The following is a 21787-nucleotide window of genomic DNA, read 5'->3' as shown; positions in this document are numbered from 1 at the left end:
CAGCGGGCGGTGCTCGCTGGCATGATTTTTAGCTTTGAGGGTTTTAAATGATTGAGCCAAGTCTTTCACGTGATGGCGTAGATGGCCACTTTCTTCAGATAAGAAGTATCGTAAAAACCTACGACGATGTGGTTGCCGTTAATGATGTTTCTTTAGATATAGCAAAAGGCGATATCTTTGCATTGCTTGGTGCGTCAGGGTCAGGCAAGTCAACCTTGCTGCGTATGTTGGCTGGATTTGAAACGCCGAACTCAGGCAAAATTATCTTAGATGGCGAAGACATTGTCTCGCTCGCACCGTATCGTCGCCCGATTAATATGATGTTTCAATCCTATGCCTTGTTTCCACACATGACGGTTGAGCAGAATATTGCGTATGGCTTGAAGCAAGACCGTATGCCCAAAGCAATGATTGCTGACAAAGTTGTGCAGATGCTGCGTTTGGTGCACATGGAGAAATACGCAAAGCGTAAACCAGAGCAGCTGTCCGGTGGGCAGCGTCAACGTGTGGCGTTAGCGCGCAGCTTGGCGAAGTCACCAAAGCTTTTGCTGTTGGATGAGCCAATGGGGGCGTTGGATAAAAAACTACGTAATCGTATGCAGCTTGAGGTGGTGGATATCATCGAAAGTGTCGGCGTGACGTGTGTCATGGTTACCCACGATCAGGAAGAAGCCATGACCATGGCCAACCGTATTGCTATTATGGAAGAAGGCAGTATTGTGCAGTCTGGTACTCCGCGAGATATCTATGAAGCGCCGAACAGTCTTCAGGCGGCAGAGTTTATTGGTAGCATGAATTTGTTCCGCGGTGCGATTACCGTTGACGCACAAGATCATGCAGTAATTGATTCAGACGAAATTAACAACCAGTTGTATGTTTCCTATGGCGTTACTACGGCGATTGAAGACAAACACGTGGTGTTTGCGGTTCGTCCTGAAAAAACGCTGATTTCCCGTGATCAGCCACAAGGTGAGTACAACTGGTGTCGTGGCGTTGTACATGACATTGCTTATCTTGGAGGGCACTCGGTTTACCATATCCGTTTAAATAATGGCAAAATCCTTTACTCTTTCATGGTGAACTCTGATCGTTTTGCTGATCAACCTACGTGGGAAGAGCAAGTTTACGTTTATTGGTCTGATGACAGTGGTCTGGTGTTGCGTCCATGAAGAAAGTCACTGAGCGTCTAAAGCGCCATGCTGAGCACGGTAAACGCTGGGTTATTGCCGTTCCAACCTTATGGCTGATGCTGTTTTTTGCGTTGCCATTTTTGATTGTCTTAAAAATAGCCTTTGCGGAATCGGCGATCGCGATTCCGCCATACACGCAACTGTTAACTATGGCGGATGACGCGTTTGATTTGCATGTGTATTTTGGCAACTTTATTTTCTTAACCGAAGATGCGTTGTATCTGACTGCCTATCTGAACAGCTTAAAGATGGCCGCGATATCGACGTTTTTATGCTTGCTTATTGGTTACCCTATGGCGTACCACATTGCCCGAGCTAAGCCTTCTACGCAAACCGTCCTATTGTTATTGATACTGCTGCCGTCATGGACATCGTTCTTGATTCGTATTTACGCGTGGATCGGTATTTTGAAAAGTAACGGTATTTTAAATAATACTCTTATGTGGCTTGGTGTGGTGGATCAGCCATTAGCCATCTTGAATACCAATGTGGCGGTCTACATAGGCATTGTGTATGCGTACTTGCCGTTTATGATATTGCCGCTATACGCCAATCTTGTTAAGCACGATCACAGCTTGATTGAGGCGTCACAAGACCTTGGTGCGCGCTGGCTGCAGTCGTTTTGGCGAATCACCTTCCCGCTATCGCGCAACGGTATTATTGCAGGGTGCATGTTGGTGTTTATTCCTGTGGTGGGCGAGTATGTGATTCCTGAGTTGCTCGGTGGTACTAATTCGATTGTGATTGGTAAAGTGTTGTGGCAAGAGTTTTTTAATAATCGCGATTGGCCGCTGGCGTCATCGTTGGCTTTGATTATGTTGTTGCTCTTAATGTTGCCGATTCATTTCTTTAGAAAGTATCAAGAGAAAGAATGGGAGGAAGGTAAATGAAACAGCCTATTCGCTTCTCTAGTGTGATGTTTTGGTTTGGCATGGCATTCCTATACCTGCCGATGCTGAGTTTGGTGATTTATTCATTCAACAGTTCCCGCTTAGTGACCGTATGGGCGGGTTGGTCAACCAAGTGGTACGGTGAGTTATTCCGTGATGAAGGCCTAATGGCTGCCGTATGGCGCAGTTTGGAAGTGGCATTTTGGAGCGCTAATACGGCTGTTTGCTTGGGGGTTTTGGCCTCTGTGGCACTGACACGTTTTGGACGCTTTCGTGGTCGCTCGATGTTGCACAGCCTTGTCGCAGCGCCTTTGGTAATGCCCGATGTGATCATTGGCTTATCGCTTTTACTGATGTTTGTATCGATGACAGATGTATTAGGATGGCCTCAAGAACGTGGTTTGTTCACTATATGGATCGCCCATGCAACCTTCGGTACGGCATACGCGACGGTGGTTATTAGCTCGCGCTTGAAGGAGTTGGACCGTTCTTTTGTCGAAGCTGCTATGGATTTAGGCGCGGCGCCCGTTAAAGCTTTTGTGCAGATTACCTTACCAATTATCATGCCAGCGTTGGTGTCGGCTTGGTTGTTGGCATTTACGTTATCGTTAGACGATGTGGTGATAGCGAGTTTTGTATCGGGTCCAGGAGCCACGACGTTACCGATTGAAGTGTTTAGCTCTGTTCGTTTAGGGGTGTCACCTAAAATTAACGCATTAGCGACGCTGATTATCTTGATTGTATCCTTGGTGACATTGGTCGCTTGGTGGTTGTCTCGTCGCAAGTTAAAGCGAGATAAGCTCGTCCGTTCATAATGTATGACTAGGCGCGGGTGTCTAATGTACCAGAAGACGTATTGCTTTCTTCTGGTGCGTTGGCATCATGCCCGTAGGCTTCGTAATTGCCGATGTAAATATAGCCCAGTGTCACATCACTGATAAGTAATGGCAGTGCATCGTTTTGTCGCTCAAACCATATTTGCAATCCTGCGAAGCTTACGTCGTAATCCGCTTTGGGCGCCGTTCCGCTGAGGTATAAATCTTCTAAAGGTTCTGCTTCACCATCTTGGTCAATTTCAAATAACCATTGTTGTGGTAAAGGCTCAAGTTGCTCAGCAGAGTAGGGTGTATGCAGTGTTTGCTTAGGCGATAGCTTGATCAGCGCTTGACGTAATGTGTCAGACAAGTGATGTGTTACAAACGTCAATAAGCACACCTTTTCAGTTCCGTCTGCGCCCAATAAATGCAGTTCTATTTTTTTGTTTTGTTTTTCATGTTTCAGGTCTTTGGCGCTGTCACCATAACTGGGTTCGTTGGTTGTAAACGACCGGGGTGGGGTTTGCAGCGGCAGTTGCCAAGAGTCGTTAGCTGGTGCGAAATGGCTAAGCGCTTCTACGTGAACATGAAGCTGATCTACTTGTTGAATAACAGCTTCTAGCATGTTGGCAATAATGCTGTCCGTAGGGGTTAGTTCGGTGGCATATTCATACGTTAAGGTGATTTGCTGTACATGAGATGCGGCGTCACTGAGTGTGAGGCTGTCATTTGATGGGCGGTTACGACGCCGACGAAAGTGGGCGTGGTCTTCCCGTTCAGGAAGTTGGTTGATTCGTTTTACCGTGTCGATGAAAAGCATAGCGCGCACTCACTTTTTTAATTATGAGACCTTATCGGCGCTTTAGTTCAAAAATTAAGGCCAGCAAGTGGCTGACCTTAATCTTAATATGCTTAACGAAGTAGGTTAGATAGCTTCGGATTCGCTTCTAACGCTGCACGGTGGAATAGTGCAACTTTACCGATAGTCTGAACAACTTGTGCCTTTAGCACTTTGCCAGTCTCTTCGATCAGCGCGTAACGGGCTTCACGGTCTACAACACTGTAGCGAACTTTGATTAGCTCGTGGTCTTCTAGAGCACGGTCGATCTCAGTCAGAACGGATTCTGTTAGGCCGTTACCTGCAACAGTGACAACAGGATTAAGTGTATGCCCAATGTTGCGATATTGCTTTTTTTGAACGTTTGTCAAACTCATAATTAAAATTTCTCATCTTAGTTGACCCTCTTTATTGGAGGCTTCAGAGGTTAAGCGATATTATAGCGGAATATCGGGTGAATTAGGTATGATGAAACAGTGTAAGATCAAAAACTAACGATCTTATCTAAGCGGAACATTTGAACGATCTTTTTGTCAAAATTTCTTGGCAAGAGGGCGGTGATTTTGACGGATGATATTCTGAGCATCTAACGACGTTAGAAACGAATGAATTGGTTGAATGATTACGCCTACAAATGACCGTTTTACGAGTAATTTATCGTATAATGCCGCTCAAGTGATCGGAAATTATAGTTAGATCGTAATTTCTGTTATCAATGCTGCGTTATTGTGACATGGTAAATGATATAAGACGCTGCTTATGCACCTAAGGTATACGAAAAAATACCTTTAGGGGTTGGAAAGCGGGCGTTATATCTTGTAATTTCAACCATTGATCCCAATATCTGTGGTAGCAATGTCATTGATGACACAGATTGTGTGTGGCTGGCTCAGCGAAACGATTGCTGTCTAGACATAACGCCTTAGTGGAATTCTTGTTGAGGTCCTTAAAAGCTTGGCTTTTAGAACCTGAAATCGATGCAGGGCCCTTTGGGTTCTGTTGTCACCCGTAAACCCTATACTTCTCAGCTTAGGCTGCTAAGTGTGCTTACTAGGACGACAAATTAAAGGTTACTAAGCCAGCGCGGTGACAGCGCTTGGTAAACTAACCGTTAAGAGGTGTGCTCTTGAACGATATGCTTAAAAATATTTTATTGTGGTTGGTGATCGCTGCGGTCTTACTGACAGTGTTTAACAATTTTAATACCTCTACGGAAACCAATCGAATCTCTTATTCTGAATTCGTACAGGAGGTTCATGACGGTCGTATTGCGAAAGTGGTCATTGAGGGTTACACCATCAGTGGTTCGCGTTCGAGTGGTGACAGTTTTGAAACGGTTCGTCCAGCAGCAGCTGATCCAAAAATCATGGATGATCTACTGAGTAACAATGTGGTTGTTGAAGGTCGTATGCCTGAACAACAAAGCATTTGGACGCAACTATTGATAGCCAGTTTCCCGATCCTTTTAATTTTGGCGATTTTTGTGTTCTTCATGCGCCAGATGCAAGGTGGTGGCGGTGGTAAAGGCGGACCAATGTCGTTTGGTAAGTCTAAAGCGCGTTTATTACCAGAAGATCAGATTAAAACAACGTTTGCGGACGTTGCCGGTTGTGATGAAGCCAAAGAGGACGTAGAAGAGCTTGTAGACTTTTTACGTGAGCCAGGCAAATTCCAGCGCCTAGGCGGTAAGATTCCACGTGGTATTCTAATGTGTGGACCTCCAGGTACAGGTAAAACATTGCTTGCAAAAGCGATTGCTGGTGAAGCGAAAGTGCCTTTCTTCACGATTTCTGGTTCAGACTTCGTTGAAATGTTTGTTGGTGTAGGTGCGTCGCGTGTACGTGACATGTTCGAACAAGCCAAAAAACACGCCCCTTGTATCATCTTTATTGATGAGATCGATGCGGTAGGTCGTAACCGTGGCTCAGGTATGGGCGGTGGTAACGACGAGCGTGAGCAAACATTGAACCAATTGTTGGTTGAGATGGATGGCTTTGAAGGCAACGAAGGTATTATCGTCATTGCTGCGACAAACCGTCCCGACGTGTTAGACCCTGCATTGCTTCGTCCTGGTCGTTTTGATCGACAAGTTATGGTGGGTTTGCCAGACATTCGTGGTCGTGAACAAATTCTTAAAGTTCACCTACGTAAAGTGCCCATGGCAGATGACGTAGTGCCGAAAAACATTGCCCGTGGTACACCAGGTTTCTCTGGTGCAGACCTTGCGAACTTGATCAACGAAGCTGCGTTATTTGCAGCGCGTTCGAATCGTCGCTTGGTTAACATGGAATTGCTTGAGCTTGCTAAGGATAAAATCCTGATGGGTGCTGAGCGTAAGTCCATGGTGATGAAAGAAGAAGAGAAACGCAACACGGCATACCACGAAGCGGGGCACGCGATTGTTGGTTACTTGATGCCAGAGCATGATCCTGTTTACAAAGTAACGATCATTCCTCGTGGTCGAGCTTTAGGTGTAACCATGTATTTGCCGGAAGAAGACAAGTACAGTCTCAGTAAGCGTGGTATTGAATCGCAAATCTGTAGCCTTTACGGTGGCCGAATTGCCGAAGAGATGATTCATGGCTTTGATGGTGTATCAACCGGTGCGTCAAATGATATCGAGCGTGCGTCAAGTTTAGCGCGTAACATGGTAACTAAATGGGGACTGTCTGCGGAGTTAGGTGCATTTGCCTACGAAGAAGACGATCAACAAAGTATGACGGGCAGCAAGAATAATTATTTCTCACCTGAAACAGGTAAGAAACTGGATTCTGAAGTGCGTGGCATCATTGACCGTTGTTACCAAAAATCGACGCAAATTCTTGAAGAAAACCGCGAGAAGCTTGAAGTAATGGCGGATGCGTTGATGGTCTACGAGACAATTGATGCGAACCAAATCAAAGAAATCATGGACGGCAAAAAGCCAAGTCCGCCAGCGGGTTGGTCTGATCCAAGTGCTGGTAGTGATGTTTCAGGTGGTGGTGCAGCGGAAGCTGGCGGTACGACTGAAGCAGCACCAAATGATCCTGCAAATCCTGATCAAATGACCGACTCGTCTGATTCAACAGGTGAGACACCGGTTTCTCAAAAACCAACTGGCGAAGCGTAAGCTTCGTCGGTTTTGTTTTTCCGAATAAAGTGAATAAACAATGTCTGTGATGGTTTTTGGCGATAAGTCTTTGGACTTATCGCTTCCTCGCGTTATGGGTATCCTAAACGTAACGCCCGATTCATTTTCTGATGGCGGCAAGCACAATTCTTTAGATTCTGCATTAAAACAAGCCGAGCGCATGATAGACGATGGCGCTGATTTTATTGATGTGGGTGGAGAATCAACTCGTCCTGGTGCCGCTGTTGTGGGCGAGCAGGAAGAACTGAATCGGGTTCTTCCGGTTGTTGAGGCTATTAAAGCGCGTTTTAATGTGATCGTTTCGGTGGATACCAGTACGCCTTCGGTGATAACAGGATCGGCTGCGCTTGGTGCGGGTTTGATTAATGATGTACGTGCATTAGAGCGTGAAGGTGCATTGAAGGCGGCTGCAGCGACGGCGTTACCTGTGTGTCTTATGCACATGCGCGGTACGCCGCAGACTATGCAGCAATCACCGTCGTACAGCGATTTAATTGACGATGTCGAACGCTACCTGATAACGCGAATCGAGGCGTCAATTGCCGCGGGTATTAATAAAGAGAATATTATTCTTGATCCGGGAATAGGTTTTGGTAAAACCCTGATTCATAACACAACGTTATTGAATTGCACTGGGCGACTGCTGGATCTTGGTCATGAGGTCCTGATTGGGGTTTCACGGAAAACCATGATTGGCGATATTCTTGGTGTGCCTGTTTCTGAGCGCTTATATGGCACAATGGGGGCAAACGCATCGACGTACATGAAAGGCGCGAGAATCTTTCGTGTGCACGACGTCAAGCCCCATGTGGATATGTTGAAAGTGATGCATCAAATAGAAGAGAGTCGAAATGCGTAAATATTTTGGTACCGACGGTATTCGTGGTGAGGTGGGCAAGGATCCTATCACACCAGAGTTCATGCTCAAGCTAGGTTGGGCAGCGGGTCAAGTGTTCAAAGAGCATGATAAAAAAATCCTGATTGGTAAAGATACGCGCATTTCTGGCTACATGTTTGAATCGGCACTTGAATCAGGCATCGTAGCGGCGGGTGCTGACGTGCGTTTAGTCGGTCCAATGCCGACGCCAGCCATCGCTTATCTAACTCGAACGTTCCGCGCCAGTGCTGGGATAGTTATCAGTGCATCACATAATCCTTATACGGACAATGGTATTAAATTTTTCTCTGCTCAGGGCGGTAAGATTTCGGACGAGCTTGAGGAAAAGATTGAATATTTTTTAGATCAGCCGATGGTCGTTGTTGAGTCTAGTTTGATTGGGCGTGCCAAGCGTATTGATGACGCGGCTGGGCGTTACATTGAATATTGTAAGGGTACATTTCCGATTGGCTTGCAGCTCTCGGGTCTTAAAATTGTTGTAGATTGCGCGGATGGTGCGACGTATCACGTTGCTCCTCGAGTGTTCTCCGAATTGGGAGCAGACGTGATTCCTATTGGCGTCAATCCCGATGGTTTGAATATCAATGAAGACAGCGGCGCAACCAAGCCTGAGTTGCTGCGTAAAAATGTCTTAGCTGAAGAAGCAGACATTGGTATTGCGTTAGATGGCGATGGTGATCGTCTGATCTTAGTGGATCGCTTCGGCAAGGTTTGTGATGGTGATGATGTGCTTTATATTATCGCCAACCACCTTATGCACACTGGTCGTTTTAATGGCGGTGTTGTTGGGACCTTGATGAGTAACTTCGGCCTCGAGTTGGCGTTCTCTGAAAATGGTATAGGCTTTAGTCGTGCGAAAGTTGGCGACCGGTATGTGAATGAAAAGCTGATTCAGCACGGTTGGGTACTCGGCGGTGAGCCTTCTGGTCATATTGTGTGTCGCGATATCACAACGACGGGTGATGGTATCATTGCGGCGTTGCAAGTATTGCGTGCCATGATAGAAGAAGGCAAAGCATTGCACGAGTTATTAGAAGGTTTAATTAAGTTTCCTCAGAAGCTGAAAAACGTTCGAGTAGCCGCGCGTTTTGCGCCCGCAGAGGAGCCAGCGTTACAAAAAGCGATTGCAATGGCCAATGAAAAACTCAATGGGCTTGGGCGTGTTTTACTGCGTGCATCAGGCACTGAGCCTCTGATTCGTGTGATGGTAGAAGGTCGTGATCAGGAAATGGTTGACGAGCTTGTAGACTATTTAGCAACTGAAGTTGAGCGGGTTGCTCAAGACAAGAGTAAGCAATTGGCTGATTCATAACTCAAAAATCAAAAAATAGCGCTTGATCTAGGTAGTACAATTACCTAGAATAAGCGCCTCTAAATCAAGGGTATCGCTATGACACGTCGCAAGATAGTCGCTGGTAACTGGAAAATGAATGGCTCAGTAGAGTCGGTTGTTGAACTGGTTGAAAGTATTCAAGCCAATGATGCCGTTGATGTAGTGGTTGCACCGAGCTATGTATATTTGCCTTTGGTAGCCCAATCTCTGACTGGATCAGAGGTTATGTTGGCTGCGCAAAATGTATCAGAATTTGCAAAAGGTGCGTTCACTGGGGAAGTCAGCTTATCAATGCTGAAAGATTTCTCTGTGTCTCATGTTATTTTGGGGCACTCCGAGCGTCGTTCTCTGTTCGCAGAAAGTGATGCTCAAGTGGCGAGGAAAGTAGCCTCGACACTAGAAGCGGGTCTAGCGCCAATATTATGTGTTGGTGAAACACTGGAGCAACGCGAAGCGGGAACAACCTTAACGGTCTGTAACGCTCAAGTGGATGCTGTGTTGGAAGAGATCGGCATTGAGTTGTTTGAAAAAGTGGTGATTGCGTACGAGCCTGTTTGGGCGATTGGTACCGGCAAATCTGCTTCTTCTGAACAAGCTCAAGAAGTACATAAAGGTATTCGAGATAACATTGCTAAACGTTCCTCAAAAGTTGCAGAGAAAGTTGCGATTTTATACGGTGGCAGTGTTAAAGCATCTAACAGCGCTGAGCTATTTGCTCAGGCTGACATCGATGGCGCGCTAATAGGCGGTGCATCGCTGGATGCTACAGAATTTAATTCGATTATAGAATCTGCGAAGTAAATTAAATGGAAGCTTTAGTTTTAGTTGTTCATGTATTAGCGGCCGTTGCTATTATCGGGTTGGTGTTAATACAGCAAGGTAAAGGTGCTGATGCAGGTGCTTCCTTTGGTGGTGGCTCTTCTCAAACTGTATTTGGTAGTCAAGGTGGCGGTAGCTTCTTTGGTAAACTAACTGCACTGTTTGCCGTTGTGTTCTTTTTGACGAGCTTTGGTCTAGCGTTTTTCGCTAGCGAGCAAGCCAAAACAGTTGGTGGTGGTTTGGAATACGTTCCTACAGCATCACAAGTTGAAGAAACTGTGGAAATGCCAGAGCTTGATAGCGCGGCAGAATCTACAGGTGGTCAAGATATTCCTACAGTAGATTAATTATCTACTCTACGATTATGCCGATGTGGTGGAATTGGTAGACACGCTATCTTGAGGGGGTAGTGGCCTACGGCTGTGCCGGTTCGAGTCCGGCCATCGGCACCATTTCTTGAAGAGTAACGCATTCCTGTAGTAGAATGTATTCTCGTTGTCGCGGGATGGAGCAGTCTGGTAGCTCGTCGGGCTCATAACCCGAAGGTCGTCGGTTCGAATCCGGCTCCCGCAACCAACCTAGTCTTATTATGGTTACATAGTAAGATTAAGGTCTGAGAAGATCTTATAGTTTGGATGGCCCCTATATGGGGTTTTTTGCTATCTGAACTGCAGTTAAATGGGCCTTGAGCCCGTTTTTTGTTTCTACGCTTTTTATCGGAGAAGTCATTTGTCTACTAAGTTCACACAATTAGAAGAGCTTATCAGGCCCGTTGTTGAAGGTTTAGGCTTTGAATTTTGGGGGCTCGAATACCTATCTCACGGCAAGGATTCTGTTCTACGTGTTTTCATTGAAACAGACTCCGAAGAAGGTATTGATGTGGAGGCTTGTGCATCGGTTAGTCGTCAAGTAAGTGCGATTATGGATGTAGAAGACCCTATTTCCGGCGAATACAACCTTGAGGTTTCATCACCAGGTCTAGATCGCCCATTATTTGAACTCAGCCAGTACCAACGTTTTCTTGGTTCTGTTGTGTCATTACGCTTGCGTGTGCCGTTTGATGGTCGCCGCAAATTTAAAGGTCAGCTCACCAGTATTGAAGGTGATGAAGTAGTGCTGCTCGTAGATAACGAAGAGTACTTGCTGCCAATCGAGTTGATTGAAAAAGCAAACATAGTTCCTCAGTTTTAATTTATTCAACCTTTGAGAGAGGCTAAAAGGATGAGCAAAGAAATTCTTTTGGTAGTAGAAGCGGTATCCAACGAAAAAGATGTGCCTAAACAGGTGATTTTTGAGGCCGTAGAAACTGCACTAGCAAGCGCTGCAAAACGACGTTTTGAAGGCGAAGCCAAAGTACGTGTATCGATTGACCAACGTACTGGTGATTACAAAACATACCGTCAATGGGACATCGTAGTAGATGAAGATTACTCTACTCCAGATTCTGAATTGACGACTGATGATATGGAAGAAATGGGCCTGGCATTGGGTGCTGGCGAAATTTTTGAAGAAGAAATCGAATCTGAAGCGTTCGGCCGTATCGCGGCACAAACTGCTAAGCAAGTGATCGTGCAAAAAGTACGTGAAGCAGAGCGTGCGAAAATGGTGGCTCAGTACAGCGACAAAGTGGGCAAGCTTGTTCATGGTCAAGTTAAGAAAGTCACTCGTGACAGTCTGATTATTGATTTGGGTGAGAACGCGGAAGCGTCTTTACCAAAAGAACATTTAATCAATCGCGAAACGTTCCGTTTAAACGATCGTATTCGTGCGTTGTTATTAGAAATTCGTGAAGACAACCGTGGTTCTCAGTTAGTACTTTCACGTACGGCACCTGAGTACATGGTTGAGTTATTCCGTTTGGAAGTGCCTGAGATCTCTGAAGAAGTGATCGACATCCGTGGCGCGGCTCGTGATCCTGGCCTTCGTGCAAAAATCGCTGTGAAAACAAGCGATCGTCGTATTGACCCGATCGGTGCCTGTGTCGGCATGCGTGGCGCACGTGTGCAAGCGGTTTCTAACGAAATGAACGGTGAGCGTGTTGATATTGTGCTTTGGGATGACAACCCAGCACAATTAGTAATCAATGCGATGGCACCTGCAGAAGTTGACTCAATCGTTATTGATGAAGACTCACACGCTATGGATGTAGCGGTTAAGAGTGACAATCTTGCTCAAGCGATTGGTCGTAATGGTCAAAACGTTCGCCTAGCGTCAGCTTTGACAGGCTGGACTTTGAATGTAATGACTGCTGAAGATGCTGAAGCGAAACAACAAGAAGAATCACAAAAGCTGATTGATCTGTTTGTGTCTGCTTTGGACATTGATGATGACCTAGCGATTCAGCTAGCGGAAGAAGGCTTTGCATCTGTTGAAGAGATTGCATATGTGCCTATGGAAGAGATGTTAGACATCGACGGATTTGATGAAGATTTAGTAAACGAGTTGCGTACACGTGCTAAAGAAACGCTATTGAACCAAGCGCTACAAGAAGAAGAGCAGCTAGACAGTGCAAAACCTGCTCAAGACCTGCTTGAAATGGAAGGTATGGATAATCACCTTGCTTTGGTTCTAGCGTCGAAAGGCGTAGTTACGATGGAAGATTTGGCAGAACAGTCAGTTGATGAATTAATCGAAATTGATGGAATGGATGAAAAACGTGCAGCGACATTGATACTGACAGCGCGTGCGCCATGGTTTGCTGAATCTGAATGAAATCTGAGTAAAAAGGGGGAACTTAATGACAGTTCAAACCGTTAAGATACTATCCGAACTGGTAAATACGCCAGTCGAGAAATTATTAACTCAGATGAAAGATGCTGGTTTGCCTCATAAGAGTGTTGACCAAGAAGTATCTGATGTTGAGAAGCAAATACTGTTAAACTATCTTAAACGTCAGCATGGCGATGCAGGTGAGACGGAAGGTGAGCAACGCATCACTTTACAGCGTCGCACCAAAAGCACATTGTCTGCTGGTGGTGGTGGCAAAACAGTAAATGTTGCTGTAAAGAAAAAGCGCACCTACGTAAAACGTCCGGATGCTGATGATGCGTTGACACGCGAGCAAGAATTGCTTGCAGAGCAGCGCGCAGCAGAAGAACAAGCACGTATAGAGGCTGAGAAAGCTCGCGAAGAAGCAGCTAAACTTGAAGCCGAACAGGCAGCCAAAGCAAAAGCTGAAGCTGAAGAACAAGCTCGTAAAGAAGCGGAACGTCTAAATACAGAACGTAATGCAGAACAACGAGCAACAAAGCAAGCGGAGCCAAACGACTCCGATATGGGAGCGGATAAACTCGTGGAAAATTCGAAAGAGACCAAAACCAATCGTAAGGTTTCTCAAGCGCCTGGCGAATCTAAGCCAAGTGCACCAGCACCGAAAGGTAAGAAAGCTGCGGCACCTGCTCGTGATAAAGAAAAAGCTCGTGGCCGTCAGCCAGACTCTAAGCGTAGCGGTCGTATTTCTTTGAATGATGACGATGAATTTTCTCGTCGCGGCGGTAAGCGCAAGCTTAAGAGACCTTCAAAACAAGAGCACGGTTTCCAAAAACCGACCGCTCCAATGATTCACGAAGTAGCACTTCCTGAAAGCATTACTGTTGCTGAATTGGCCGATAAAATGGCAATTAAAGCAGCAGAGGTGATTAAGGTAATGTTCAAAATGGGTGCTATGGCAACCATTAACCAAACAATTGACCGTGATACTGCGACACTTGTGGTTGAAGAAATGGGCCACAAAGCGAAATTTATCGATGAAAATGCTGTCGAAAATGACATGCTAGAAGCGATTGATTACGAAGGTGAAGCGATCAAACGCGCACCTGTTGTTACGGTAATGGGCCACGTAGACCATGGTAAAACATCGCTACTTGACTACATTCGTACAACACGCGTAGCGGCTGCAGAGTCTGGTGGTATTACACAGCACATTGGTGCTTACCACGTAGAAACGGACCACGGTATGGTAAGTTTCCTTGATACACCTGGACACGCGGCGTTTACGTCTATGCGTGCACGTGGTGCTCAAGCGACAGATATCGTTATCCTAGTGTGTGCGGCAGACGACGGCGTTATGCCTCAAACCATTGAAGCGATTCAGCATTCTCGTGCTGCCGGTGTGCCAATGGTTGTGGCGATGACCAAGATCGACAAAGAAGGCGCAGACATTGACAAAGTGAAAAACGAATTGGTAGCACAAGAAGTGGTACCAGAAGAATGGGGTGGTGACATCCAATTCGTAGGCGTTTCCGCTAAGTCTGGTGAAGGTATCGACGCACTTCTAGAAGCAGTATTGCTTCAAGCAGAAGTACTAGAGCTTACGGCTGTACCAAGTGCGCCGGGTCGTGGTGTGGTGGTTGAATCTCGTCTTGATCGTGGCCGTGGTTCGGTTGCAACGGTACTGGTACAAAATGGTACGCTTAAGAAAGGCGACATCGTATTGGCTGGCCTACAAATGGGTCGTGTACGTGCGTTGTTGGATGAGAACGGTAAGGCGGTAATGTCTGCGGGCCCATCTATTCCTGTAGAGATCTTAGGTCTAGACGGTACACCAGAATCGGGTGAAGAATTCATCGTTGTTGCTGATGAGCGTAAAGCGCGTGAAGTGGCTAACTTCCGTCAAGGTAAATACCGTGAAGTACGCTTCGCACGTCAGCACTCTGCTAAGCTTGAAAACCTATTCTCAGGAATGGGTGCAGACGAAGTCGGTACTCTGAACATCGTATTGAAAGCAGACGTTCGCGGTTCATTAGAAGCTTTGATTAAATCGTTGAACGATCTAAGCACTGATGAAGTAAAAGTGAACATCATCTCGAGCGGTGTAGGTGGTATTACTGAAACGGATGCGACGCTAGCATTGGCATCTGAAGCGGTAATCTTTGGTTTCAACGTTCGTGCGGACAGCTCGGCTAAGCAACTTATCGATCGTGAAAGCGTAGACCTACGTTACTACAGCGTCATCTACAACATCATCGATGATGTGAAAGCGGCTCTATCTGGCATGTTGTCTCCTGATCTTCGCGAAGATATTGTCGGTACTGCTGAAGTACGTGACGTCTTCCGTTCACCTAAGTTCGGTCTTGTGGCCGGCTGTATGGTACTTGAAGGTACGGTTTTCCGTAACGAAAGCATCCGTGTACTACGCGACAACGTAGTAATTTACGAAGGTGAGCTTGAGTCGCTACGTCGCTACAAAGATGCTGTTAACGAAGTTCGTCAAGGCATTGAATGTGGTATCGGCGTGAAGAACTACAACGACGTGAAAGAAGGCGATAAGATCGAGGTCTTCAAGACCATCGAAGTCGCTCGTACACTTTAATAGGGATACATAATGGCAGGCGAATTCAGTCGTACTAGTCGTATCGGTGACCAGCTCCAAAAAGAGCTGGCATCCCTTATACAGTTTGAAGTGAAAGATCCACGCCTTGGCATAGTAACCATCAACGAAGTCCGAGTCGCTAAAGACTTGGGCTACGCTGATATTTACTACACAGTGCTAGGTTTGGATGACAATGCAGAGCGTTTGGCAGAAAACCAAACGGCTTTGGACAGTGCAAAAAGCTTTTTACGTCATCGCTTAGCGAAAGAAGTAAAACTACGTGTGATGCCACATCTACGTTTCCACTACGATAACAGTGTAGTGAACGGCGCACGTATGTCTGCTTTGATCGAAGAAGCGGTCCGTAATGACCAGAATAAAGATTCAGAAGAGTAAGCGATTACCATGGGTAAAACGCAATGGCGCGCCATCGATGGCGTCGTGCTACTAAACAAACCTCTGGGTCTGAGTTCTAATCAAGCGCTACAAAAAGTCCGTCGTGTGTTCCGTGCCGCTAAGGCTGGGCACACGGGGGCTCTTGATCCTCTTGCTACTGGCATGCTTCCTCTTTGTTTAGGTGAAGCGACCAAGTTCTCCCAATTCCTGCTTGATGCCGATAAACGCTATATCACCTGTATTGAACTGGGGATACGCACAACCACCGGCGACAAAGAAGGCGATGTTTTAAGCAACGAACCTGTGCCGCAACTGACCGATGATGAATTGGAAAGTTTGCTTAATCAGTTCCGTGGTGACATCGAACAAGTCCCACCCATGTATTCTGCGTTAAAGCACGAAGGCAAGCCATTGTACGAGTATGCTCGTCAAGGAATTACCATAGAGCGTAAGCGCCGTAAGGTCCACATTTCGAATCTAGCAGTATTAGAGCGCACAGAGAATACTCTGACGCTGGATATTAGCTGTTCGAAAGGCACCTACATTAGAACCATTGGTGAAGACATCGGAGAGGCGATGGGCTGTGGTGCGCATTTGAAAGCCCTTCATCGTGTGTCAACGGCGGATTATGATCCGGCAGACATGCTGAGCATCGAAGAGTTTGAGGCATTGGCAGAGCAGGGCGAAGACGTTCTTGATCAGAACTTAATGGGCTCAGACACGGCCGTTTTGCATTTACCGGAGATCGTCATGTCTTTGCAAGAATCGAAAGATATAGTCTTCGGTAGACTGTTGGACAACAGCCGTGGTTTTGACGAAGATCAGTTGCTGCGTTTATACGTTGAAGGCACGCGTGCTTTCATGGGCTTAGGGGTCATTAAAAATGGCAAAATTAAGCCTCAACGACTGGTAAATACGAGTGAGTTAGCCAAGAATTAGTGCTATAATCCTCGCTACTAGAGTGACTGAAAATATGCTCGGCCACCCTGGATTTTTAATAGCATATTACATTGGAGATTAAGATTATGGCATTGTCTGCAGAATCAAAAGCAGCATTGGTTGCTGAGTTTCAAACTAAAGAAGGCGACACAGGTTCACCAGAAGTTCAAGTTGCATTGCTAACTAAGAACATCGAAGGTTTACAAGGTCACTTCAAGTCTCACAAAGGCGACCACCATTCTCGTCGCGGTCTTATCCGCATGGTAAACCAACGTCGTAAGTTGTTGGATTACCTTAAGCGTAAAGACGCAGCGCGTTACACTAGCCTAATCAAAAAGCTAGGTCTACGTCGCTAAGACTGAAGAAGGGCCATAGAATCTATGGCCCTTTTTTCTTATAGGCCTCTCAAGAGACAGCCTGTACTTCAAATGTATTTTTTATCTCTGCAAGAATGCATTTGAGTACTGGCTAACAAAGAACGTCTTTGAGAGAAAGTTACAAAAAATAAGTTAAGGAATACGAGTGAGTATTACGACAAAAACGTTTCAATACGGAAATCAAGAAGTCACACTAGAAACAGGTCGCATTGCACGTCAAGCGACAGGTGCTGTTCTATGTACAATGGGTGATGCGCAAGTGCTTGCAACCGTGGTTGGCTCTAAAACGGCTAAACCAGGTCAAGACTTTTTCCCTCTTTCAGTACATTATCAAGAACGTACTTACGCAGTAGGTAAAATCCCAGGTGGTTTCCTTAAGCGTGAAGGCCGTCCTTCAGAAAAAGAGACGCTAACGTCTCGTTTGATCGACCGTCCAATCCGTCCACTTTTCCCAAAAGGCTACATGAACGAAGTTCAAGTAGTTTGTACGGTTATGTCGACTAACACTGATCTGGACGCTGACATCGCAGCAATGCTTGCAACATCAGCAGCGCTAACGATCTCTGGCATCCCATTCAATGGCCCAATCGGTTGTGCACGTGTTGGTTTCAGTGATGAAACTGGCTACGTACTAAACCCGTCTAACTCTGAGCTTTCTGAGTCTCTACTAGACATGGTTGTTGCGGGTACAAAAGATGCTGTCCTAATGGTTGAGTCTGAAGCACAAGAACTGACTGAAGACGAAATGCTTGGCGCGGTACTTTACGCACACAAAGAAATGCAAACAGCGATCTCTGTGATCAATGACTTCGCCGCAGAGGCTGGTAAGCCTCGTTGGGAATGGTCTGCTGAACAAGCAAACGCTGATCTAGTTGACGCGGTTAAACTTGGCTACGCGGATCAAATTGAAGAAGCCTACGGTATTTCTGAGAAATTGGCGCGTTACACCAAACTTGGTGAAGTGCGTGAAAAAGCAATCGCTCAGCTTGTTTCTGAAGAAGGCCCATACTCTGAATCAGATGTAACAGGTGTCTTCTCTAAACTTGAGAAAAACATCGTTCGTCGTCGCGTAATCGACGGTAAACCACGTATTGACGGCCGTGACAATAAAACGGTTCGTGGCATCAACGTTGAAGTGGGCATGTTGAAGAAAACTCACGGCTCAGCTTTGTTTACACGTGGTGAAACACAAGCCATTGCGACTTGTACACTAGGTACAAGCCGTGACGCACAGATCGCTGACGGTCTTGCAGGCGAATCAAAAGACAGCTTTATGCTGCATTACAACTTCCCTCCTTACTCTGTAGGTGAGTGTGGTCGTATGGGCGGTGTTGGCCGTCGTGAAATCGGTCACGGCCGTTTAGCACGTCGTGGTGTTCAAGCGGTTCTTCCGTCTGAAGACGAATTTCCATACACCATCCGCGTGGTATCTGAGATCACTGAATCTAACGGTTCAAGCTCAATGGCGTCTGTATGTGGCGCGTCTCTGTCTATGATGGATGCGGGTGTTCCTCTTAAAGCACCGGTTGCGGGTATCGCAATGGGTCTTATCAAAGAAGACGACGGCTTTGCAGTTCTAACAGACATTCTAGGTGACGAAGACCACCTAGGTGACATGGACTTTAAAGTAGCGGGTACTGAAGAAGGTATCACAGCGCTTCAAATGGATATCAAGATCGAAGGTATCAACGAAGAAATCATGGACATCGCGCTATCTCAAGCGATGGAAGCACGTAAGCACATCCTACGTGAAATGGCGGAAGTGATCGGCTACGCTCGTCCAGAAGTTTCTCCGAATGCACCTTCTATGGCGACATTCAAAATTGATCCAGAGAAAATTCGTGAAGTAATCGGTAAAGGCGGTGCAACCATCCGTTCTATTACTGAAGAAACTGGCGCTTCTATCGATCTTGACGACGACGGTACTGTACGTATCTACGCACCTGATAAGTCTGCTTCTGATGCGGCAATGCTACGTATTCATGAAATCACTGCAGAAGCTGAGATCGACAAGCTTTACCAAGGTAAAGTAGTTCGTCTAGCGGAATTCGGTGCATTCGTGAACATCCTTCCTGGTAAAGATGGTCTAGTACACATCTCTCAGATCGCTGAAGAGCGTATCCGCGCAGTGGCTGACGTACTACAAGAAGGCCAAGACGTAATCGTTAAAGTCTTAGACGTAGACGCACGCGGCCGTATCAAGCTATCTATCAAAGAAGTCACTGAAGAAGAAAAAGCCGGCTTTGTAGCTGGTTAATCTTAACTTTTAGTTAACTCTCTAAAAGGAGCACCTCGGTGCTCCTTTTTTATTGCCTGTATGACCCGATTCCATCGTGGATATAGCTCGCACCTTGAAGTAAATCGCAGAAGTCGCTAGTTCTCAAGCTTGGGCCTCTCAACCTTTATCCTATGCAATTCAATTTGCTTGCGTCAGTCTCGGCTTGTGCTTCAGCATCGAACGTCAGCGTAAGTCAAACGTAGGAGTGAGAGCTAATAGGGTAATAGTCTTGCTGGAAGAATGGTCTAATAGGGTTAATTTTCATCTGACCCTAAAAGCTCCCTTAGGGCATCAAACGACAGTTTTTGTCGTTACTTTCGCTTAAACTTTACTAATTAAAAATTTAACCAATCACAATGTTTACATTTATATAAGCAGTAAGAATATGGAAATCAAAGACCTAATAAAAAATATCCAAGAAGACAAATACACTGAGAAACAATTAATCAATCTCTATAACAATGCGATTGCTAAGAAAGGTTTGGATGAATTAGAGAAAGAGTTGCTAATAGAGGCGATTGAGAAAAATACTAGAGTCCGTTTTCCAAGAGCTGCAAAGCGTATCTTTGGTGCGAAAGGCTCTGTCGCAAGTGAGAAGTTAGCTGCTTTTTATAATGAGCTGGCGAAGGAATTTGATTTAGTTGGTAATAAACTAAAAAATGGTGTGAAAGCTGGTGGTGATATGATTTCTGGTAAGAAGTATATCGATTTTTACATCTCTTATAAGAATTCAGCAAACCAAGGAATCTATATGGCCTTGTTGCAAAATACGGTGGATGATGAGTTAGAAACTGTCGTGATACATTATCAAACGCACAGTGTAGATGCTGGTAATCTAAATAGGCATGCTGGGACAATGGATAGCTTTGACGAGCTTGCTGATCAATTTAAAGCCTACCTTTCTGAAATCATTTGATCTTGCAAACTAATCAAGAGAGGACTCAGATGAACATATGACTTTCATTCATCTGAGACCCAGTTCCTATCTCCTAGCTGGCTGCATCAACTTGATTAAACTCGAAAGCATTTTTCTTACTAGGGCATTCAATACTGGCAACTTCGGTACGCTTTTTCAGCATGATGTAACCAAAACAGCTGAAGTAAAGTCCAATTACTAAAGCACCGACCCATTCTATACGTAGAAAATCGAGTTGGAATAATAGCGTAAGGCCGCACATCACAACGAGGTTACCAATGATATAAGGGATTAATCCAAAGCGTTCTACGGTTAGGTTAAGGTTGTCGCTATATAGACGAATCAGCGAGTCCAGCGAGTTTACCACCATCAAGATCCCAACAATGATCATTAAGTCATTGATAAAGCCTGCAATCTGTATGCCTTCAATGTGGTAGTGGTAAAGAATAGCGAACCAGATACCAATTGCGATAGATGGAAGTGCCACCATTGCTAGCAGTAGCTGCCAAGTGCGGATTCCACTGACGAAACGTGCCGTGAATTGACCAATCATGATACTCCAAGAAAACCACCAGAATAGATAAAAGGCATGGTAGTCGTTAAGTGGCAACATGAACTGGTGAATATTGGTGAAGTATTCTCCGATCAAGCTGGCCTTATTTAAGAAATCCGCAGGAAAACCGTTGTCCGTCATGAAAGCTCGGTACCACATAATAGCGATCAGTCCGATAAAAAGAATACTGGAACCTAAGCTAAGTAATCGGAGAAGTTTCATGCTGCTGCTTGAATAGACTGCAAGAGCGATAGATGCGAGTACAATTAGGTAGAAGGCAGATACCACTGACTCACCATCACCAATCTGTGGTAAATACCAAGGTAAGTTAATCAGTAGTAGGCATGCTGTGAATGCACAGGTTCCTATAATCACGATGTTATTGATCAGTTTTACTAAAGGGATTTCGAAAAATTTAACGTGCGGCTCGATGATGCAGAAGTAGAAACAGGTAAGGAAATAAAAGCCCCATATCAAGAAAGCCCAAAAACCAAACTCAATCGCTAAAGGGTTGGCAAAGCTGTATTCTGGACCTTCAACAAGGTTTGCGTAGCCGCTAAATTCGGTTAGTGGAAACATTATTAGACCTACATCCAATCCTGATGTGAACAGGATCGCGATAAATGTAAGAGTGCGCACTGGCGTTACTCCGACGCACTTTACATTCCACCATTTGAATAAAATTACCGCTATAGCGATGAAAGAGAAGATTAGTCCTGACGATAAAAGAATATTCATAGCGTCACCACGCTTTTGGTAGTCTGACTGAGTAAGACTGAACCCAGTGCCTCATTGTGATTTAGATTAGGTTTGTTTGCACTGAATGGCTCAGTTAGAAAATACCTGTTATCGCTTATATTGAGGGTAGTGCGATCATATTTTTTGGCTAGCATTGAATCTCTCCAGATCAGTATAACGCTACATGCTCTCTTTTCTTACATGTAATTTGATGCTCGTGCGGATCAATTTTTATCCACAAGATCTTTTTCAGTGCGTTAGTGTTTTTTGTTTTTTATTTTTAATTAAACGTTTAATTAAAAAAAATAATATGAGAAGTGATGCAGTATTTCAATGATATGAAAGATGGAGGTGCTCTTGATGCGA

19 protein-coding genes and 2 tRNA genes are annotated in these 21787 nt (G+C 45.4%); 18 read left to right on the top strand and 3 right to left on the bottom strand.

Going from position 1 to position 21787, the window contains the following annotated elements; all coding sequences use genetic code 11:
• Nucleotides 1-47: 47 nt before the first annotated feature.
• The 3 genes from potA to AYW76_RS05315 are packed head-to-tail and all read left to right on the top strand — an operon-like array spanning nucleotide 48 to nucleotide 2895.
• Nucleotides 48-1169, top strand: coding sequence for a polyamine ABC transporter ATP-binding protein (gene potA / locus AYW76_RS05325; protein WP_067216742.1), 1122 nt, complete (start codon nucleotides 48-50; stop codon nucleotides 1167-1169).
• Nucleotides 1166-2080, top strand: coding sequence for an ABC transporter permease subunit (locus tag AYW76_RS05320; protein ID WP_067216739.1), 915 nt, complete (start codon nucleotides 1166-1168; stop codon nucleotides 2078-2080). Before potA ends, AYW76_RS05320 begins: the two co-directional genes overlap by 4 nt.
• A complete protein-coding gene (locus AYW76_RS05315; RefSeq protein WP_067216735.1) occupies nucleotides 2077-2895 on the top strand; it encodes an ABC transporter permease subunit in 819 nt (272 codons plus the stop codon). Before AYW76_RS05320 ends, AYW76_RS05315 begins: the two co-directional genes overlap by 4 nt.
• A 7-nt stretch (nucleotides 2896-2902) precedes the next feature.
• On the opposite strand, the gene AYW76_RS05310 is transcribed toward AYW76_RS05315, so the two are convergent.
• On the bottom strand, nucleotides 2903-3715 hold the full coding sequence (locus AYW76_RS05310) for a hypothetical protein (protein WP_067216732.1): 813 nt from the start codon (nucleotides 3713-3715) through the stop codon (nucleotides 2903-2905).
• A gap of 92 nt (nucleotides 3716-3807) precedes the next feature.
• On the bottom strand, nucleotides 3808-4110 hold the full coding sequence (locus AYW76_RS05305) for a YhbY family RNA-binding protein (protein WP_067216728.1): 303 nt from the start codon (nucleotides 4108-4110) through the stop codon (nucleotides 3808-3810).
• A 758-nt stretch (nucleotides 4111-4868) separates the two neighbouring features.
• On the opposite strand from AYW76_RS05305, the gene ftsH reads away from it, so the two are divergent.
• From ftsH to AYW76_RS05230, 15 genes are all read left to right on the top strand, one after another.
• Nucleotides 4869-6842: an ATP-dependent zinc metalloprotease FtsH gene (gene ftsH, locus AYW76_RS05300; protein ID WP_156489030.1), complete on the top strand. Its 1974-nt coding sequence runs from the start codon at nucleotides 4869-4871 to the stop codon at nucleotides 6840-6842.
• 40 nt (nucleotides 6843-6882) lie between these two features.
• Nucleotides 6883-7722, top strand: coding sequence for a dihydropteroate synthase (gene folP, locus AYW76_RS05295; protein ID WP_067216722.1), 840 nt, complete (start codon nucleotides 6883-6885; stop codon nucleotides 7720-7722).
• Nucleotides 7715-9073, top strand: coding sequence for a phosphoglucosamine mutase (gene glmM, locus AYW76_RS05290; RefSeq protein WP_067216718.1), 1359 nt, complete (start codon nucleotides 7715-7717; stop codon nucleotides 9071-9073). The genes folP and glmM overlap by 8 nt, the downstream gene beginning before the upstream one ends.
• Nucleotides 9074-9151: 78 nt before the next feature.
• Nucleotides 9152-9895 (top strand): triose-phosphate isomerase, encoded by a 744-nt coding sequence (tpiA, locus tag AYW76_RS05285; RefSeq protein ID WP_067216715.1) that lies wholly within the window; start codon nucleotides 9152-9154, stop codon nucleotides 9893-9895.
• 5 nt (nucleotides 9896-9900) lie between these two features.
• Nucleotides 9901-10260 carry a preprotein translocase subunit SecG gene (gene secG / locus AYW76_RS05280; protein WP_067032268.1) on the top strand — a complete coding sequence of 120 codons (360 nt, stop codon included), beginning with the start codon at nucleotides 9901-9903 and terminating at the stop codon, nucleotides 10258-10260.
• 19 nt (nucleotides 10261-10279) lie between these two features.
• Nucleotides 10280-10365 (top strand) — tRNA-Leu (locus AYW76_RS05275).
• Between the two features lie 47 nt (nucleotides 10366-10412).
• Nucleotides 10413-10489: transfer RNA gene (locus AYW76_RS05270), tRNA-Met, on the top strand.
• A 153-nt stretch (nucleotides 10490-10642) separates the two neighbouring features.
• Complete coding sequence (rimP, locus tag AYW76_RS05265; protein ID WP_067032266.1) at nucleotides 10643-11104, top strand: ribosome maturation factor RimP; 462 nt, start codon at nucleotides 10643-10645, stop codon at nucleotides 11102-11104.
• A gap of 30 nt (nucleotides 11105-11134) precedes the next feature.
• Nucleotides 11135-12625: a transcription termination factor NusA gene (gene nusA / locus AYW76_RS05260; protein ID WP_067216712.1), complete on the top strand. Its 1491-nt coding sequence runs from the start codon at nucleotides 11135-11137 to the stop codon at nucleotides 12623-12625.
• A 25-nt stretch (nucleotides 12626-12650) separates the two neighbouring features.
• Nucleotides 12651-15224, top strand: coding sequence for a translation initiation factor IF-2 (gene infB, locus AYW76_RS05255; protein WP_067216709.1), 2574 nt, complete (start codon nucleotides 12651-12653; stop codon nucleotides 15222-15224).
• Nucleotides 15225-15236: 12 nt separating this feature from the next.
• Complete coding sequence (gene rbfA / locus AYW76_RS05250; protein WP_067032259.1) at nucleotides 15237-15620, top strand: 30S ribosome-binding factor RbfA; 384 nt, start codon at nucleotides 15237-15239, stop codon at nucleotides 15618-15620.
• 9 nt (nucleotides 15621-15629) lie between these two features.
• Nucleotides 15630-16559 (top strand): tRNA pseudouridine(55) synthase TruB, encoded by a 930-nt coding sequence (truB, locus tag AYW76_RS05245; RefSeq protein ID WP_082866112.1) that lies wholly within the window; start codon nucleotides 15630-15632, stop codon nucleotides 16557-16559.
• 86 nt (nucleotides 16560-16645) lie between these two features.
• Nucleotides 16646-16915 carry a 30S ribosomal protein S15 gene (gene rpsO / locus AYW76_RS05240; RefSeq protein ID WP_067032253.1) on the top strand — a complete coding sequence of 90 codons (270 nt, stop codon included), beginning with the start codon at nucleotides 16646-16648 and terminating at the stop codon, nucleotides 16913-16915.
• A gap of 166 nt (nucleotides 16916-17081) precedes the next feature.
• Nucleotides 17082-19193 carry a polyribonucleotide nucleotidyltransferase gene (gene pnp / locus AYW76_RS05235; protein ID WP_067032249.1) on the top strand — a complete coding sequence of 704 codons (2112 nt, stop codon included), beginning with the start codon at nucleotides 17082-17084 and terminating at the stop codon, nucleotides 19191-19193.
• A 406-nt stretch (nucleotides 19194-19599) separates the two neighbouring features.
• Nucleotides 19600-20130, top strand: a complete 531-nt coding sequence (locus tag AYW76_RS05230) for a hypothetical protein (protein WP_067216702.1) — start codon at nucleotides 19600-19602, stop codon at nucleotides 20128-20130.
• 73 nt (nucleotides 20131-20203) lie between these two features.
• On the opposite strand, the gene AYW76_RS05225 is transcribed toward AYW76_RS05230, so the two are convergent.
• Complete coding sequence (locus AYW76_RS05225; protein ID WP_231872553.1) at nucleotides 20204-21322, bottom strand: BCCT family transporter; 1119 nt, start codon at nucleotides 21320-21322, stop codon at nucleotides 20204-20206.
• Nucleotides 21323-21787 lie beyond the last annotated feature (465 nt).

The sequence above is a fragment of the Marinomonas gallaica genome (assembly GCF_001639745.1).
GTDB classification, from domain to species: Bacteria; Pseudomonadota; Gammaproteobacteria; order Pseudomonadales; family Marinomonadaceae; genus Marinomonas; species Marinomonas gallaica.
This window is presented reverse-complemented; position numbering and strand designations above follow the sequence as displayed.

Coding starts and splice junctions, on each gene's coding strand:
- potA (WP_067216742.1), top strand. CDS start 48: ATGATTGAGCCAAGTCTTTCACGTGATGGCGTAGATGGCCACTTTCTT.
- AYW76_RS05320 (WP_067216739.1), top strand. CDS start 1,166: ATGAAGAAAGTCACTGAGCGTCTAAAGCGCCATGCTGAGCACGGTAAA.
- AYW76_RS05315 (WP_067216735.1), top strand. CDS start 2,077: ATGAAACAGCCTATTCGCTTCTCTAGTGTGATGTTTTGGTTTGGCATG.
- AYW76_RS05310 (WP_067216732.1), bottom strand. CDS start 3,715: ATGCTTTTCATCGACACGGTAAAACGAATCAACCAACTTCCTGAACGG.
- AYW76_RS05305 (WP_067216728.1), bottom strand. CDS start 4,110: ATGAGTTTGACAAACGTTCAAAAAAAGCAATATCGCAACATTGGGCAT.
- ftsH (WP_156489030.1), top strand. CDS start 4,869: ATGCTTAAAAATATTTTATTGTGGTTGGTGATCGCTGCGGTCTTACTG.
- folP (WP_067216722.1), top strand. CDS start 6,883: ATGTCTGTGATGGTTTTTGGCGATAAGTCTTTGGACTTATCGCTTCCT.
- glmM (WP_067216718.1), top strand. CDS start 7,715: ATGCGTAAATATTTTGGTACCGACGGTATTCGTGGTGAGGTGGGCAAG.
- tpiA (WP_067216715.1), top strand. CDS start 9,152: ATGACACGTCGCAAGATAGTCGCTGGTAACTGGAAAATGAATGGCTCA.
- secG (WP_067032268.1), top strand. CDS start 9,901: ATGGAAGCTTTAGTTTTAGTTGTTCATGTATTAGCGGCCGTTGCTATT.
- nusA (WP_067216712.1), top strand. CDS start 11,135: ATGAGCAAAGAAATTCTTTTGGTAGTAGAAGCGGTATCCAACGAAAAA.
- infB (WP_067216709.1), top strand. CDS start 12,651: ATGACAGTTCAAACCGTTAAGATACTATCCGAACTGGTAAATACGCCA.
- rbfA (WP_067032259.1), top strand. CDS start 15,237: ATGGCAGGCGAATTCAGTCGTACTAGTCGTATCGGTGACCAGCTCCAA.
- truB (WP_082866112.1), top strand. CDS start 15,630: ATGGGTAAAACGCAATGGCGCGCCATCGATGGCGTCGTGCTACTAAAC.
- rpsO (WP_067032253.1), top strand. CDS start 16,646: ATGGCATTGTCTGCAGAATCAAAAGCAGCATTGGTTGCTGAGTTTCAA.
- AYW76_RS05230 (WP_067216702.1), top strand. CDS start 19,600: ATGGAAATCAAAGACCTAATAAAAAATATCCAAGAAGACAAATACACT.